Source organism: Bacillus cereus group sp. N6, from assembly GCF_016483705.1.
In the GTDB taxonomy this organism is placed as follows: Bacteria; Bacillota; Bacilli; order Bacillales; family Bacillaceae_G; genus Bacillus_A; species Bacillus_A wiedmannii.
Genome location: NZ_JAEHBI010000027.1, coordinates 23021 through 36815, shown reverse-complemented (window position 1 = coordinate 36815; position 13795 = coordinate 23021). Strand labels below are relative to the sequence as shown.

Sequence of the window (13795 nt, the reverse complement as noted above, 5' to 3'; positions counted from 1 at the left end):
GGAAAGCTCCCCACTTGTATACAATTGGGGAGCTTTTTGGTTAATCGTTACTAATCTAAAAATGGGAATAAATACATATTAACGTTTTATATAATAAGTTTGTTAAAATAAAATGAGAGTTTATATCATTTGATAGAAAAACAGAAATGAGGAGGCAGAGAAAATGCCTGAGCAACACACAAAAGGGGATACGAGCACAATTGTGCTAGAAAAAGAAAATGAGCATTTAACGCCTCAAGAATGCGATATTCTTGGCGAAATTGCAAATATATCATTTGGTTCAGCTTCGACTGTATTATCAACAATCTTAAATAGGCAAGTAAGTATTACTGCTCCTCGCATAGAATTGGTAGATTTATATGATTCAAGCGACGTCGAAGTTCCACACGTTGTATTAAACATTCATTTTACAAAAGGATTAGATATGGAAAACCTTCTTGTCCTTAAGCAAGATGTTGCATTATCCATTGCTGATTTAATGATGATGGGAACAGGTGAAGTGGAAGACGGAAAAGAACTTGGTGAATTAGAGCTAAGTGCTGTACAAGAAGCGATGAATCAAATGATGGGGTTCGCAGCTACATCTATGTCAGAATTCTTTCAAGATACAGTAGATATGTCTCCGCCGACAATTAAAGTTGTAAAGTTATCAGAAGAAATGGAGAAAATTTCTGAGATTGATGGGAATCAAACGATTGTTAAAGTATCGTTTGATTTAAAGATAGATAATCTTGTAAACTCTAAACTTGTGCAAATTGTTTCAGTTGAACATGCGAAACGAATGGTAAATAAATTAATGCAATTATCTGGTGGAGTAGAAGAAAAAGATGAGCCAGCAGAAGTAGTGGAAACTGAGATTGTAGAAGAACAAGTTGAAAAAGAGCATTTAACACAAGAAGAGAAAGATGTCCTTGGTGAAATTGCAAATATTTCAATTGGTTCAGCTTCAACAGTATTGTCAACACTATTAAATCAGCCAGTTACAATTAGTACGCCCAATGTAGAATCAATCAATGTTCGTCATTATGACGGAGTACCAGTCCCGTTTGTTATTTTAAATGTTGATTTTGTTGAAGGGCTAAAGAATGAGAATGTATTCGTATTTACGAAAGATGTCGCTTTAACAATGGTAGATTTAATGATGATGGGAACAGGGGAAGTTGATCCAGAGAAGGAGCTTAGTGAATTAGAACTGAGTGGTATTAAAGAAATCATGAACCAAATGATGGGGCATGCTGCGACGGCGATGTCAGAAATGTTTCAAGAAAAAATGGACATGACACCACCAAATGTTAAGTTCGTAACGTTAAAAGAAGAAATGGAATATTTGGGAGAGTCAATGAAAGTGGACGAACTCGTCCAAATTACGTTCAACCTTGAAATTGGCGACCTGCTTCAGTCGAAAATGTATCAAATTTTACCGATTTCAGAAGCGAAAGAAATGGTAAGAAGACTTCTATATCCAATGGTGGAAGAGGAAGAAGAGATTGTTACGGAAGAAATTGAAGAAGAAAAAATTGTAGAACCTGTTGTGCAAACTATTGAATTTAAAGAAGTAAAACAAATGGAACCAGTATACATGGACACATCCATCTTACAAAATGTAGAAATGAATGTGAAATTTGTATTTGGAAGCACAGTGAAAACAATTCAAGATATTTTAAGTTTACAAGAGAATGAAGCGGTTGTACTAGATGAGGATATTGACGAGCCAATTCGTATTTATGTAAATGATGTATTGGTGGCGTATGGTGAACTTGTAAATGTAGATGGATTTTTCGGAGTAAAAGTGACGAAATCGCTATAAGTCGTTGAAATAGGAGTTTGAGCTAGTAGATGAAAAACGTAAAGTTTTTTCTAATGAGCTGGTTATTCATAAATGTGTGTCTGTTCTTCCCTCTGCAAAGTCAGGCGGAAGAACAAATTGAGCCAGATCAAAAACTAAATGAAATGAATGTACAAGAAGAAAACAAAGAAGTTCAAGAGCAGCCAGAGCAAGTGGAAGTGAATCAAGGTAAAGAGGAACAACAAGAAGTAGTAAATGAACAAGAGGTCGAAAAAAAGATAGAGACGGATCAAGGGGTTATTACAGTAAATAAGTCGGAATTAAAAGTTGGCGAAGAAGTGCGAGTTATTGTAGAGCCGAAAGAGCAAAATGTTCAAAGTATAAAAGGTATTTTGCGCTTGCCAAAAAACGGCGATCAGTATGAACAAGAAAGAATGCTATCGTTTAAGTATGAAGAGGAAACAAAGCGATGGATTGCTAACTACAAGGTCGAAACTTTTGATTTGCAAGGTGATTGGAATCTTCAGCTCATTCAAAGTTCTAAAGAAACTGAGAAAGAAGAGCTTATAGAAAATGAAGTGAAAGTCCCATTTATTCGTATAAATAATGACACGCCAACAATAGATAAAGAACTGCCGAAGTTGCATAAAGTTACTGTTGACGAGGCGAAAGAGAAGCTAATTGAACGGAAACAAGGCGATTCTATACGTGTGCGAGTGAAGGCGACAGACGTAGAATCAGTTGTGAAAGAGGTTCGTGTTACATTAAAAGGGAAAGAAAATAAAGAGATTACATTTTTATTAGATTACAATAAGCGCGACATGGAATGGCAAAAAGTATTTGAAATAACGGATGCGTTGTCAATGGGGACATACGAATTACTTGTAGAGGTAGTAGATGCGGCCGGTAATAAACTTGTTGAAGAAAGTGAATATATCCTTTCTGTTTTAGAGCAAAAAACAGAAGAGGATAAAAAGGTAGAAGAACGAAAGAATGAAGATAAATTAGAAGATAAGGAAGAACCTGAGAAAGAACCAGAGAAGCAGGAAGACTCAAAAATAGAGATCCCACTCCTGGAAGAAAAACCGCCAGTTGTTCAAATTCCGAAAAAAGAAGAGAAAGTAAACGATCTTATAAAAGAACCATTGAAAGAGAAAGAAAAAATTACTTATGTTATAAAAGAGCCTCTCACAGACAACAAGGAAGTAAATAAAGCGAAGGCTCAAAAAGATAAAGATAATAACAATCAAGTCATTTCGAAAAAGAAAGAGAAAAAAGAAGAGCCAGAAGATAAGAAAGAAGCAAAAAGTGAACAGGGAATACAAGCTTCTAATGTATTTGCTATCATGTCAGGTTTATTCGTATTGTTTTTAGTTTTAAAAAGTAATAAAGAATGGGGCTAATAATTTCATAGTAGTGGAGGCGCTTAGATGGAGATTAAACGTACGACAATTGAAAATAAGACGCTACAACCATTAAAACAGCCTGCAGCTATTTCGGAACATGAAATCCAGAAAGAACGAAAGCATAGTAATCTAGTGTTTACTGGACAGTCTAAGATTATTTCGAGAAATAATGAAATAGGGATTTTACTTGCGAGTTTAGGTGATGGAAAGGTTATGAAGGAAATGCTTTCTAAAGAGATGGATACAGTATTACAACTCTTTAAAAAGTTACATACGTTATCTGGTGAAGAGAAGCAAACAGAAAAAGTATTTGAACAAGTAATGAGAAGTTTACAAGGGCTTGTTAAACAGGCGCATATAAAAGAACTTCCTTTGTTAGATGGAACGTATGATTTCGCAGAAGTACAACTATCATTTGGTAGAAAGGTACATATTCCGTTATTAGATGTAAGTGCACTCATTTCTAGAGTGGAAAGTGATTCTTCAGAAGGAAATATAAATTTAATGGTAACGGTTATTACTGCTTACATAACGAAATTGTCTAACGAAACTATTTTAATTAGCGTTACAGATCGCACAGCTAAAGAGCGGGATGTAAGTGTATGGAGAGCGCTTGCAGAAATGAATATGACACAATTATCACAGGCCCTGAAACAAACGATGCAAGAACATAAATGGTCTATGACATTTCTTTTTCTCTTTGTATGGATTGTTGCTATTATTTTAATTCGAGTTATATAAAAAAGGTCGTCACTTTACATTGTGACGACCTCTTTTATATTTTTTCGTAGAAGAATGTATCAAATCTCTGAAGATTATAACGTTCAGGTGTTAAAATTTGTTCGGTACTACCAACAAATAGTACGCCGCCTTTTCGTAAAGAACGACTAAACTTTTCATAAAGTTTTACCCTTGCGTCTTCAGTAAAGTATATCATTACGTTGCGACAAATGATTAAATCGTAATTTGTATCGAACGACTGCATTAACAGGTCGTGTTGTTTGAACGTGACGTTTTGCTTAATATTTTGATGTAATGAATATATATCATTCTCTTTTGTGAAATGACGCTCTTTCAAGTCGATAGGTAATTCTTTTAAAGAACGTTCTGTATATTGACCGCGTTTTGCAGTTTCTAAAATGTGAAAATCAAGATCTGTTGCTTGTATTTCAAAACGAAATGGAGCTAGATGCTTCGATAAAATTAAAGAGAGTGTATATGGTTCTTCACCGGCAGCGCAAGCGGCACTCCATACTTTTAATTTTCCGTTATTTTGTTCGAGTAATTTTGGTAGTGCTTTCGTCTCTAACGTTTGCCAACGTTCTTTATTTCTGAAAAATTCTGAAACGTTAATTGTAATATAATCAATAAAACTTAAAAATAAATTTTGATCAGTACGTAAATTGCTTAGAAAACTAGTGTAGTTCTCAAAGCCTTTTCTCGAAATAAAAGCATCGATTCTACGACGCATTCTATCTTGTTTATATGAAGCGATATCCATATTGAATTGTTGTTTAAAACTCGCGATAAAATGATCATAATCTTGTTCAATTATCATATTTATAATAGGCACAATAACGATATTGTGCCTCCCCCTTTACATCATACGGATTTTTTGTTCAAAGTTTTTTTTCATCTGTTTTTCATGTAAACCTGGTAAATCATAAATAACAGCATCAATTCCTGCATCTTTTGCAACGTCAACGGGAATGACAGATGTGTGCTTGTCCCCATTATAAAAACAGAGAACTAAATCGGTATCTTCGATTATTTGTTTTACAAAAAACATATAATCGGATCGGTAAATGGAGTCGGAAGGATGATCAAAAGCGACGTACTCGGCTCCGTGTTTTTTTAAATAATCAACGACCTCTTGAAATTCATCTGTTAATGCTTGTAACGGCTGTAGCGTGTAAAGGCATAAATTTTGAGCGAGTCTTTCGTTTTCGATGAAAAAACGAAGAATCTCATTTTCGATAGATTTATAACATAATATGTAAATTTTATGTTTGTGAGCATAGTCAGTTAAAAATTTTTTTATTTCTTCTTGATCTAATGCTGTTAATTGATTTGAACCACAAAGAAAAATATTCATAGATTTGTGCCACCTCATGCTAAATTGTAACATATCTTTTATAAAAAATAACTGCAAAATATTAGTGTTCAGAGTATAATTATAAATAACTGGATTTTACGATTAAGTTTAGGAAGAAATAAAAAAATAAATAGGTGATATATATGCTGCGTTCGATCTCGCATAATCCAATTTTATCGCATATACCGCCTGCTACTCAAATGCCGAAAGAAGCAAATGTCAGGACAGGACTTGCATTTTCGGATAATTTGCATGCAGATCCGAAAAAGGATAAATTGCTAGAACAAATGGAAGCATTTGTCGATAACATTGGAGAAATTAAAGAGAAAATTGAAATGGAATTAACGCTTGATAATGTAATGGAATACAAAAATACAGTAAAATCATTTTTGAATTTTTACGTAGATAATGTATTGCAATATAAAGATGTCATGTCTCGTCATCCGCGTTACGGATATTCACAGAAAATGACGATTGTGAAACAGGCGGAAATGGGATTAAATGAGTTAGAAGATGTTATGAACTTAATTAATACGAAAACAGGACATTTAGAAATGTTAAATCAAATTGGAGAGATCCACGGTTTAATTGTAAATTTAGTCTTGTAAAAGGAAGGAAGCTATATGTACATACAATTATATGAAAAGCTTGTTATTATTCAAAAAGCGTATGAAAATATTCAAACGCTCGGAGAACAAATATATGAGAATTTGAAACATAAAAATGTAAATGCAGTTCAAAAATTGCAAGTAGAGCAATTGCAGTACATTGATGGTTTAAAAAAGTTATCAAGTTCATTTGAAGAAATGGTTGTTCAGTTTTGTAAAGAAAAGGGCGTGGAATCATTTCGTGTAAGTGCATTATTTTCGCATTTTTCTAACGAAGAAATTGAAAAAATGGAAGAATTACAAAAAAATGTAGCTGAATTAGAAGAGAATGTAAAAATGATTCTTTTGAAAAATCAATATTACTTAAACGTACTATTAAAAACTACAGAAAGTATTGTGGATTCCGTTTCTGAATATAATTTAGAGCGAAACAATAATTCACAAATCTTTATGAACGAACTATTGTAAAGGGGAAGTGAAACATTATGAGATTATCTGATTATAATACGCCGCTATCTGGTTTGTTAGCGGCACAAATGGGATTACAAACGACGAAACAAAATTTATCTAACATTCATACGCCTGGTTATGTGCGTCAAATGGTGAATTACGGATCGGCTGGAGCAAGTCAGGGCTATTCACCGGAACAAAAAATAGGTTACGGTGTACAAACGTTAGGCGTTGACCGTATTACAGATGAAGTGAAGACGAAACAGTTTAACGATCAATTATCTCAACTCTCTTACTATAACTACATGAATTCGACTTTATCACGTGTAGAATCTATGGTTGGAACGACAGGAAAGAATTCATTATCTAGTTTAATGGATGGCTTCTTTAATGCCTTTCGTGAAGTTGCAAAAAATCCAGAACAACCAAATTACTACGATACATTAATTTCTGAAACTGGGAAGTTTACAAGTCAAGTAAATCGTCTAGCGAAAGGCTTAGATACAGCAGAAGCACAAACGACAGAAGATATTGAAGCGCATGTCAATGAATTTAATCGTCTTGTTGGCAGTTTAGCGGAAGCGAATAAAAAAGTTGGACAAGCAGGTACACAAGTGCCAAATCAACTTTTGGATGAACGTGATCGTATCATTACAGAAATGTCTAAGTATGCAAATATAGAAGTGTCTTATGAATCTATGAATCCTAATATCGCGAGTGTTAGAATGAATGGTGTTTTAACAGTAAATGGACAAGATACATATCCACTTCAATTAAATAAAGAAAAAGAACCAATGACTGCTGAAATTTACGGTTCGGAAATTCCTTTAACTAGTGGAGCAATCCAATCAGCGATCGATACGAAAGCGAAGATTGCTAGTTATAAGAAAAACCTTGAAGAACTAATGAGTTCTGTAAAGAATGAAGTGAACACAGTAATGGGGAAAGAGTTCTTCGTTGGAGATCAAGCGAAAGATATGAAATTAAACCCTGAATTTGCAAAAGATGTTTCGAAAATGAAAATATCAGCTGAAACAGCAAATAAACTAGCAGCAATTACAGATGGAAAGTATAAAGAAGGTCTTTCTTATAAACAAGCATTAGACCAATTCGTAGTTGGTGTTGCATCTGATAAAAGTGCGGTGAATGCTTATCAAAAAATTCATGGGGATTTATTAGAGGGGATTCAGCAAGAAAAAATGGGTGTTGAAGGCGTTAATATGGAAGAGGAAATGGTTAATTTAATGGCCTTCCAAAAATATTTCGTTGCAAACTCTAAAGCTATTACTACGATGAATGAAGTGTTTGATAGTCTATTTTCGATTATTCGATAAGTGATAGTAATTGATTGGAAATATATAAGGAGGAGATAGAAATGAGAGTATCTACATTTCAAAATGCAAGCTGGGCAAAGAATCAGTTAATGGATTTGAATGTGCAACAACAATACCACCGAAATCAAGTAACTTCAGGGAAGAAAAACCTGTTTATGAGTGAAGATCCACTTGCGGCAAGTAAATCATTTGCGATTCAACATTCATTGGCGAATATTGAACAAATGCAAAAAGATTTAGCGGATTCGAAAAATGTATTAACACAAACTGAAAATACTTTACAAGGTGTTTTTAAATCTTTAACGAGAGCAGATCAATTAACAGTTCAGGCGTTAAATGGAACGAATAGTGAAAAAGAATTGAAGGCAATCGGTGCAGAGATAGATCAAATTTTAAAACAGGTCGTATATTTAGCAAATACGAAAGAGCAAGGTCGTTATATTTTCGGTGGTGATAGTGCAGAGAAGCCACCATTTACAGAAGATGGCACGTATCAAGGCGGACAAAATGATGTGAACTGGCAACTAAATGACGGTTATGAATTAAAAGCATTTCGTAACGGCGAAGCGTTATTATCCCCTGTTATAAAAACGTTAAAACAGATGAGTGAAGCGATGCAAAGCGGTGACCAAAAAGCGTTACAGCCGTTATTAGGAGAAAATAAGAAAAACTTAGATGGCATCATTAACCGTACAACTGAAGTTGGTTCGACAATGAACACAATGGAGACATTTAAAACAATTTTAAGCGAGCAAAATTTAGCACTTCAAGAAAACCGTAAAGAAATTGAGGATGTTGACTTAGCGGTAGCCATTTCTGATTTAGCTTATATAAACGCAACGTATGAAGCTACGTTAAAAGCTGTTAGTACGATGAGTAAAACGAGTATTTTAGACTACATGTAATCTATAAGGAGTGAGAAATTATGGCAGGAACAATGACAGGTATCGGTGGTAGACAACAAATATGGAACCTCGGAAATAATATGATCGATACTTCTAACTTCGTTGAATTAGAAATGAATGCGTTAGATATGAGGAAAACACCGTATACGAAAGAAAAGACTGACCTTACGAATGACAGACTGGTATATACGAGTTTGAAATCGGAATTTAGTTCTTTTACACAAACTTTTAAAAACTTAGCGGCTTTTAAAGGAAATGAGAAAAAAGTAACAACATCACAAGACGGCTACATTAACGTAAAAGCTGATGGTGGTGCAATTGCAGGCACTTTCAATATGACAATTACACAGCTTGCACAGCGTCATCAAATAGCCTCTAATAAGGTTACTGATATAAATGCGAAGCTTCCTAAAGATGAAACAATAAAATTAGGTGGTAAAGAACTAAAAGTAACAACTGATATGACATATAAGGATTTAATTAACAAAATTAATGATGGAGATTATGGTGTATCGGCTTATACACTTGGAGATAAAATTTTCATGACCTCGAAAAAAGAAGGGGCAACGAATGAAATTAAATTAGAAAAGACACCGCCTAATGTACTTACAGATTTGTTTTATTCGAAAGTGGAAGGCAAAGACCCACTTGCCACGGAAATGAAATTAAATACTATTAATGAAGCGCTAGATGCAAAATATAGCATTAATGGTGTTGAGGGAAAAAGTGATAGTAATACAATTGAAGCATTGCCAGGTGTAAAGATTGAGCTATTGAAAGTGACGGAATCAAAGGTGGAAAATAAACCAGAAGGCGGAACTGGTACAGATGCAGACCAAAAAGCAAAAGGTATAGATCTAAAATTCACAGTAAGTGACTCAAACGTAACAGACGCATCAAATATTATTAAAAAGATGGTTGCAGATTATAATAAAGCTGTTTCTACTGTGGATATTTTTGCTGGGAAAGGTGGAGTTTTCCAAGGGCAAACTATTATGCAAAGTGTGCGTCAAGCTATGAACAATGTTGTAACATTTTCACAAGATGGCAATTACTTATTCTCATTTGGTATTCAATTAAAGCAAGATGGAACGATGGAAGTTAATGACGAAGCATTAACGAAAGCGTTAAAAGAAAAACCGGATGCAGCGAAGCAATTTTTCTTTAGTTCTAACGGTTTAGGAAAAATGATGGAAGAGCCACTTGATAAGTTATTTGGTGATAAAGGTGTAGTCGGAGAGAGAGTAAAAAGCATTGACTCACGTGTAAGTGATTTAGATAAAAAGATTAAAGATATTGAAACGCAAAACTTGCAAAAACAAGATGAAATTGTGAAGAAGTATCAAAAGCTAGAGAGTACATTAGCGGCGCTTGATAGTCAATTAAAAACAATTAAAGCAATGACAAAACAAAAAAGTGATGATTAATGAAAGCTAAGGAAGTGATTGTATGCAAGCATGGCAACGTTATATGCAAAACGATATCATGACGAGTAATCCAATTAAAAATACAATTTTTATTTATGAAAGATGTATTGTAGAGTTTCGTAATTTAGAAGAACTGTTACATACTTTTAAGCTACAAGAAGGAGATGCACTTCTTGAAAAGTTAGAACGTATTTTTGAAGAATTAAAGCTTCAATTAAATCCTGAAATTACGAAAGATTTATATGATAGTTTATATGGCTTATACGATTGGATTAGCATTCAAATTCAAACAATGAAAGTAACGCGGGAAGCAAAAGACATGGATGCGATTGTGAAAGTGTTACAAGATTTAATAGATGGTTACCGCGGAGCACTTGAAAATGAACAATGATATTTATCGGACGTTTGTCGGCTGTTTTAATGAAATCGGTGAATTGCAAGTGTCAGATGGAGAGTTTGCTGAGAAGAGTGAAATGTTAAATCGCTGGATGATGACATTGGATGAGGAAACACGTGCGCAAGTTGCAGCAGAAGTAAGCCCATTCATTATTAAGGCGGCACAGCATATTCGAGATAAGCAAAAGATTTTGGAAGAAATGATTATGACAAATGATGGGCGCATGAAAGCTAATTCATTTTACGGTAAATTTTAGTGATAGAGTTTAGAAACGGATTCCCCTTTTAAGAGGGGATCCATTCCTTTGTTTAAATAAAGACTTCCGCTGATTGAGGTTTCATTTTATGACTGTAATGAAAAATAGTAGTAATCTAAATAATGTAAAAATGAACTTTAGTTTGTAGATTATATATTGAAATGTTTCATAGATTATTGCGTGTATACAGTTTTTTTGTATTCTTTTTTATATTTTTGTATTTTTCTAAAGACAACAATGGAAAAATGGAATAAAATATGTAAGGGTACATGATTGTTAATATTTTAATAAACACATATAAGAAAATAAATAATGAAGTGAAACTTCCATCAGTGGATCATGAAGTTAAAAAAGAAAGGGTGTGGAATATGCCAGATTTAGTGAGTGATGTAGGCCATTATATGAATTATTTAGTGACGAAACGAAATACTGTTTCTAGTAATATTGCAAATGCGAATACACCCGGCTATAAAGCACAAGATGTAACATTTGCTGAGCAAATGAATAAAAGTAGTGCATTATATAAAAACAATGCTGCGGACTTAAAGAGCAATCCAGATTTATATCAAACGAATGAAATGCACTTACCGACAGTGAATGCGAAAAATACATATGCAAAGATGCAAACAAAATCAATGCAAACGAATAAAGATGGAAATAGTGTGGATGTAACGACAGAAATGCTAGATTTAATGAAAGCAAATCAGTTATACGGTATTTCAATTAACGCGATTAATACACAATATGCAATTAACCAAGCGGCACGCGGACGTTAAAAGTAGAAGGAGAGACAACGATGTTTCAGGCAATTAATGCAAGTGGCTCAGGGCTAACGACAGCGAGAAAGTGGATGGAAGTTACTTCTAACAATATTGTAAATGCAAATACAACGGCTGCTCCGGGGGCGAATTTATATGAGCGTCGTAGTGTAGTGCTAGAATCAAACAATAGTTTTGCAAATATGTTAGAGGGGTCTCCTACAAATGGAGTAAAAATAAAAAGTATTGAAGCAGATAAAACTGAAAACTTAGTGTATGATCCAACACATCCGCATGCAAATGAAGAAGGATATGTACGTTATCCAAATATTGATGTGACTGCTGAAATGACGAATGTAATGGTTGCCCAAAAAATGTACGAAGCGAATACAAGTGTATTAAATGCGAATAAAAAAATGCTTGATAAAGATTTAGAAATCGGCCGAGGATAAGGGGGAATATAGTAATATGAAAATTCAACCAATGTTAAATACGCAGCCATTTGGAGCAATTCAGTCAATTGGTGCACCGAAAACGTCTCAAACATCTGTAGTTGAGGGGAAAAAGTTTATCGATTTATTGGAAGATATGAATCAAACGCAAAACAATGCGCAAACAGCAGTATACGATTTACTAACTAAAGGGGTAGGGGAAACGCATGACGTTTTGATTCAGCAGAAGAAGGCAGAGTCCCAAATGAAAACGGCTGCTCTCGTACGTGATAATCTTATTGAAAATTATAAGTCACTAATTAATATGCAAATTTAGAAAAGTGGACGGGTGTGTTTAAATGGAAAAGATAAAAAATGTTATCCAATCATTAAAAACGTGGCATAAGTTAGTACTCGGTGCTGCGCTTTTAGCGATTGTAACAGGAGCACTTTTATACTTCACCTTGCCAGATAAATATGTTGTTGTATATCAAAATTTAAATGATACAGATAAGCAAGAGATTACAGCAGAATTATCGAAGTTAGGTGTCGATTATCAATTAGCGGCCGATGGTTCGATTCGTGTGCAAAAGAATGATGCTCCATGGGTTCGAAAAGAAATGAATGGGATGGGCTTACCGTTTAATTCTAAAAGCGGTGAGGAAATTTTATTAGAAAGCTCGCTCGGTTCAAGTGAGCAAGATAAAAAAATGAAGCAAATTGTCGGTACGAAAAAGCAATTGGAGCAAGATATCGTAAGAAACTTTGCGACAGTTGAAACGGCGAATGTTCAAATTACATTACCTGAAAAAGAGACAATTTTTGATGAAGAAAAAGCAAAAGGAACAGCGGCAATTACTGTAGGTGTGAAACGTGGCCAATTATTAACTGCAGATCAGGTTGCAGGTATACAGCAAATGATTAGTGCAGCAGTTCCAGGTGTAAAAGCAGAAGAAGTAAGTGTGATTGATAGCAAAAAAGGTATTATCTCAAAAGGAGCAGATGAAGCGCATTCTACTAGTTCCTCTTCTTATGAAAAAGAAGTAGAGATGCAGCAACAAATTGAAGGTAAATTAAAGCAAGATATTGATGCAACATTAATGACGATGTTTAAACCGAATGAATATAAAGTGAATACGAAAGTGTCTGTAAACTATGATGAAGTTACACGCCAGTCAGAAAAATATGGTGATAAAGGTGTACTTCGTAGTAAACAAGAGCAAGAAGAAAGCTCTACTGCACAAGAAGGAGCAGAGACGAAACAAGGCGCGGGTATTACAGCGAACGGTGAAGTACCAAATTACGGTACGAACAATAATCAAAATGGTAAAATCGTCTATGATAATAAAAATGGTAACAAAATTGAAAACTATGAAATAGATAAAACAGTTGAAACGATTAAGAAACACCCAGAATTAACGAAAACAAATGTTGTAGTATGGGTAGACAACGATACGTTAGTAAAACGAAAAATAGATATGACTACTTTCAAAGAAGCAATCGGCACAGCTGCTGGGCTTCAAGCTGATCCAAATGGAAACTTTACAAACGGTCAAGTTAACGTTGTAACTGTTCAGTTTGATCAGCCGAAAGAAGAGAAGAAGAAAGAACCAGAAGAAAGCGGTATAAACTGGTGGTTATTCGGTGGAATTCCAGCTGGTTTATTAGCGATTGGTGGTCTAGTATGGTTCTTATTAGCAAGACGTAAGAGAAAGAAAGAAGAAGAGGAATATGAAGAATACTTAGCAGAAGAGGAAATTGCTGCAAGTAATGAAAGTATCATGGAAATTCCTGAAGAAAAAATAGTACCAGAGCCAAAACCAGAACCAGAAGAACCGAAAGAACCAACGTTAGATGAACAAGTGCATGATGCTACGAAAGAACATGTAGAAGGAACTGCAAAAGTAATTAAAAAATGGTTAAATGGACAGTAAGGGAGGAA

Annotated in this window: 16 protein-coding genes; 14 read left to right on the top strand and 2 right to left on the bottom strand. The window is 34.4% G+C overall.

The window, feature by feature from the left end:
• The first annotated feature begins 163 nt into the window (after positions 1 to 163).
• Genes JDS99_RS18600 through JDS99_RS18590 form a run of 3 tightly spaced genes read left to right on the top strand, consistent with a single transcriptional unit; the run spans position 164 to position 3933 of the window.
• Positions 164 to 1807, top strand: coding sequence for a flagellar motor switch protein (locus tag JDS99_RS18600; protein WP_199695478.1), 1644 nt, complete (start codon positions 164 to 166; stop codon positions 1805 to 1807).
• A gap of 29 nt (positions 1808 to 1836) precedes the next feature.
• On the top strand, positions 1837 to 3189 hold the full coding sequence (locus JDS99_RS18595; RefSeq protein ID WP_199695477.1) for a transglycosylase: 1353 nt from the start codon (positions 1837 to 1839) through the stop codon (positions 3187 to 3189).
• Positions 3190 to 3216: 27 nt separating this feature from the next.
• Positions 3217 to 3933, top strand: coding sequence for a hypothetical protein (locus JDS99_RS18590; RefSeq protein ID WP_199695476.1), 717 nt, complete (start codon positions 3217 to 3219; stop codon positions 3931 to 3933).
• Between the two features lie 34 nt (positions 3934 to 3967).
• On the opposite strand, the gene cheR is transcribed toward JDS99_RS18590, so the two are convergent.
• Both cheR and JDS99_RS18580 read right to left on the bottom strand, forming a co-directional pair.
• Positions 3968 to 4750 (bottom strand): protein-glutamate O-methyltransferase CheR, encoded by a 783-nt coding sequence (cheR, locus tag JDS99_RS18585; protein WP_141555630.1) that lies wholly within the window; start codon positions 4748 to 4750, stop codon positions 3968 to 3970.
• Positions 4751 to 4789: 39 nt separating this feature from the next.
• The gene (locus tag JDS99_RS18580; RefSeq protein ID WP_001020093.1) at positions 4790 to 5287 is read right to left on the bottom strand and encodes a hypothetical protein; all 498 of its coding nucleotides are present in this window, start codon (positions 5285 to 5287) and stop codon (positions 4790 to 4792) included.
• A gap of 143 nt (positions 5288 to 5430) precedes the next feature.
• Here JDS99_RS18580 and JDS99_RS18575 point away from each other — a divergent pair, with 143 nt between their 5' ends.
• The 11 genes from JDS99_RS18575 to fliF all read left to right on the top strand — a co-directional run bounded on the left by JDS99_RS18575 (position 5431) and on the right by fliF (position 13787).
• Positions 5431 to 5895 (top strand): YaaR family protein, encoded by a 465-nt coding sequence (locus JDS99_RS18575; RefSeq protein WP_000946323.1) that lies wholly within the window; start codon positions 5431 to 5433, stop codon positions 5893 to 5895.
• A 15-nt stretch (positions 5896 to 5910) separates the two neighbouring features.
• Complete coding sequence (locus tag JDS99_RS18570; RefSeq protein WP_002135377.1) at positions 5911 to 6363, top strand: hypothetical protein; 453 nt, start codon at positions 5911 to 5913, stop codon at positions 6361 to 6363.
• A gap of 17 nt (positions 6364 to 6380) precedes the next feature.
• Positions 6381 to 7679 (top strand): flagellar hook-associated protein FlgK, encoded by a 1299-nt coding sequence (flgK, locus tag JDS99_RS18565; protein ID WP_199695475.1) that lies wholly within the window; start codon positions 6381 to 6383, stop codon positions 7677 to 7679.
• Positions 7680 to 7720: 41 nt separating this feature from the next.
• Positions 7721 to 8584 (top strand): flagellar hook-associated protein 3, encoded by an 864-nt coding sequence (locus tag JDS99_RS18560; RefSeq protein ID WP_097907267.1) that lies wholly within the window; start codon positions 7721 to 7723, stop codon positions 8582 to 8584.
• 20 nt (positions 8585 to 8604) lie between these two features.
• A complete protein-coding gene (locus tag JDS99_RS18555) occupies positions 8605 to 10011 on the top strand; it encodes a flagellar hook-associated protein 2 (RefSeq protein ID WP_098857531.1) in 1407 nt (468 codons plus the stop codon).
• Positions 10012 to 10033: 22 nt separating this feature from the next.
• Complete coding sequence (locus tag JDS99_RS18550) at positions 10034 to 10402, top strand: flagellar export chaperone FliS (protein WP_001149518.1); 369 nt, start codon at positions 10034 to 10036, stop codon at positions 10400 to 10402.
• Positions 10392 to 10664: a hypothetical protein gene (locus JDS99_RS18545; RefSeq protein WP_001058080.1), complete on the top strand. Its 273-nt coding sequence runs from the start codon at positions 10392 to 10394 to the stop codon at positions 10662 to 10664. Before JDS99_RS18550 ends, JDS99_RS18545 begins: the two co-directional genes overlap by 11 nt.
• Positions 10665 to 11032: 368 nt before the next feature.
• On the top strand, positions 11033 to 11440 hold the full coding sequence (gene flgB / locus JDS99_RS18540; protein WP_062822519.1) for a flagellar basal body rod protein FlgB: 408 nt from the start codon (positions 11033 to 11035) through the stop codon (positions 11438 to 11440).
• A gap of 20 nt (positions 11441 to 11460) precedes the next feature.
• Positions 11461 to 11874 carry a flagellar basal body rod protein FlgC gene (gene flgC / locus JDS99_RS18535; protein WP_060489730.1) on the top strand — a complete coding sequence of 138 codons (414 nt, stop codon included), beginning with the start codon at positions 11461 to 11463 and terminating at the stop codon, positions 11872 to 11874.
• Between the two features lie 16 nt (positions 11875 to 11890).
• Positions 11891 to 12190 carry a flagellar hook-basal body complex protein FliE gene (gene fliE, locus JDS99_RS18530; protein ID WP_000701682.1) on the top strand — a complete coding sequence of 100 codons (300 nt, stop codon included), beginning with the start codon at positions 11891 to 11893 and terminating at the stop codon, positions 12188 to 12190.
• 22 nt (positions 12191 to 12212) lie between these two features.
• Positions 12213 to 13787 (top strand): flagellar basal-body MS-ring/collar protein FliF, encoded by a 1575-nt coding sequence (fliF, locus tag JDS99_RS18525; RefSeq protein ID WP_199695474.1) that lies wholly within the window; start codon positions 12213 to 12215, stop codon positions 13785 to 13787.
• Positions 13788 to 13795: the final 8 nt, after the last annotated feature.

Excerpts from the sequence above, each read along its gene's own strand:
- fliE (WP_000701682.1), top strand. The coding sequence starts at position 11,891 with ATGAAAATTCAACCAATGTTAAATACGCAGCCATTTGGAGCAATTCAG.
- fliF (WP_199695474.1), top strand. The coding sequence starts at position 12,213 with ATGGAAAAGATAAAAAATGTTATCCAATCATTAAAAACGTGGCATAAG.
- JDS99_RS18590 (WP_199695476.1), top strand. The coding sequence starts at position 3,217 with ATGGAGATTAAACGTACGACAATTGAAAATAAGACGCTACAACCATTA.
- cheR (WP_141555630.1), bottom strand. The coding sequence starts at position 4,750 with ATGATAATTGAACAAGATTATGATCATTTTATCGCGAGTTTTAAACAA.
- flgC (WP_060489730.1), top strand. The coding sequence starts at position 11,461 with ATGTTTCAGGCAATTAATGCAAGTGGCTCAGGGCTAACGACAGCGAGA.
- JDS99_RS18570 (WP_002135377.1), top strand. The coding sequence starts at position 5,911 with ATGTACATACAATTATATGAAAAGCTTGTTATTATTCAAAAAGCGTAT.
- JDS99_RS18560 (WP_097907267.1), top strand. The coding sequence starts at position 7,721 with ATGAGAGTATCTACATTTCAAAATGCAAGCTGGGCAAAGAATCAGTTA.
- JDS99_RS18595 (WP_199695477.1), top strand. The coding sequence starts at position 1,837 with ATGAAAAACGTAAAGTTTTTTCTAATGAGCTGGTTATTCATAAATGTG.
- flgB (WP_062822519.1), top strand. The coding sequence starts at position 11,033 with ATGCCAGATTTAGTGAGTGATGTAGGCCATTATATGAATTATTTAGTG.
- JDS99_RS18545 (WP_001058080.1), top strand. The coding sequence starts at position 10,392 with ATGAACAATGATATTTATCGGACGTTTGTCGGCTGTTTTAATGAAATC.
- JDS99_RS18550 (WP_001149518.1), top strand. The coding sequence starts at position 10,034 with ATGCAAGCATGGCAACGTTATATGCAAAACGATATCATGACGAGTAAT.
- JDS99_RS18600 (WP_199695478.1), top strand. The coding sequence starts at position 164 with ATGCCTGAGCAACACACAAAAGGGGATACGAGCACAATTGTGCTAGAA.
- JDS99_RS18575 (WP_000946323.1), top strand. The coding sequence starts at position 5,431 with ATGCTGCGTTCGATCTCGCATAATCCAATTTTATCGCATATACCGCCT.
- JDS99_RS18555 (WP_098857531.1), top strand. The coding sequence starts at position 8,605 with ATGGCAGGAACAATGACAGGTATCGGTGGTAGACAACAAATATGGAAC.
- flgK (WP_199695475.1), top strand. The coding sequence starts at position 6,381 with ATGAGATTATCTGATTATAATACGCCGCTATCTGGTTTGTTAGCGGCA.
- JDS99_RS18580 (WP_001020093.1), bottom strand. The coding sequence starts at position 5,287 with ATGAATATTTTTCTTTGTGGTTCAAATCAATTAACAGCATTAGATCAA.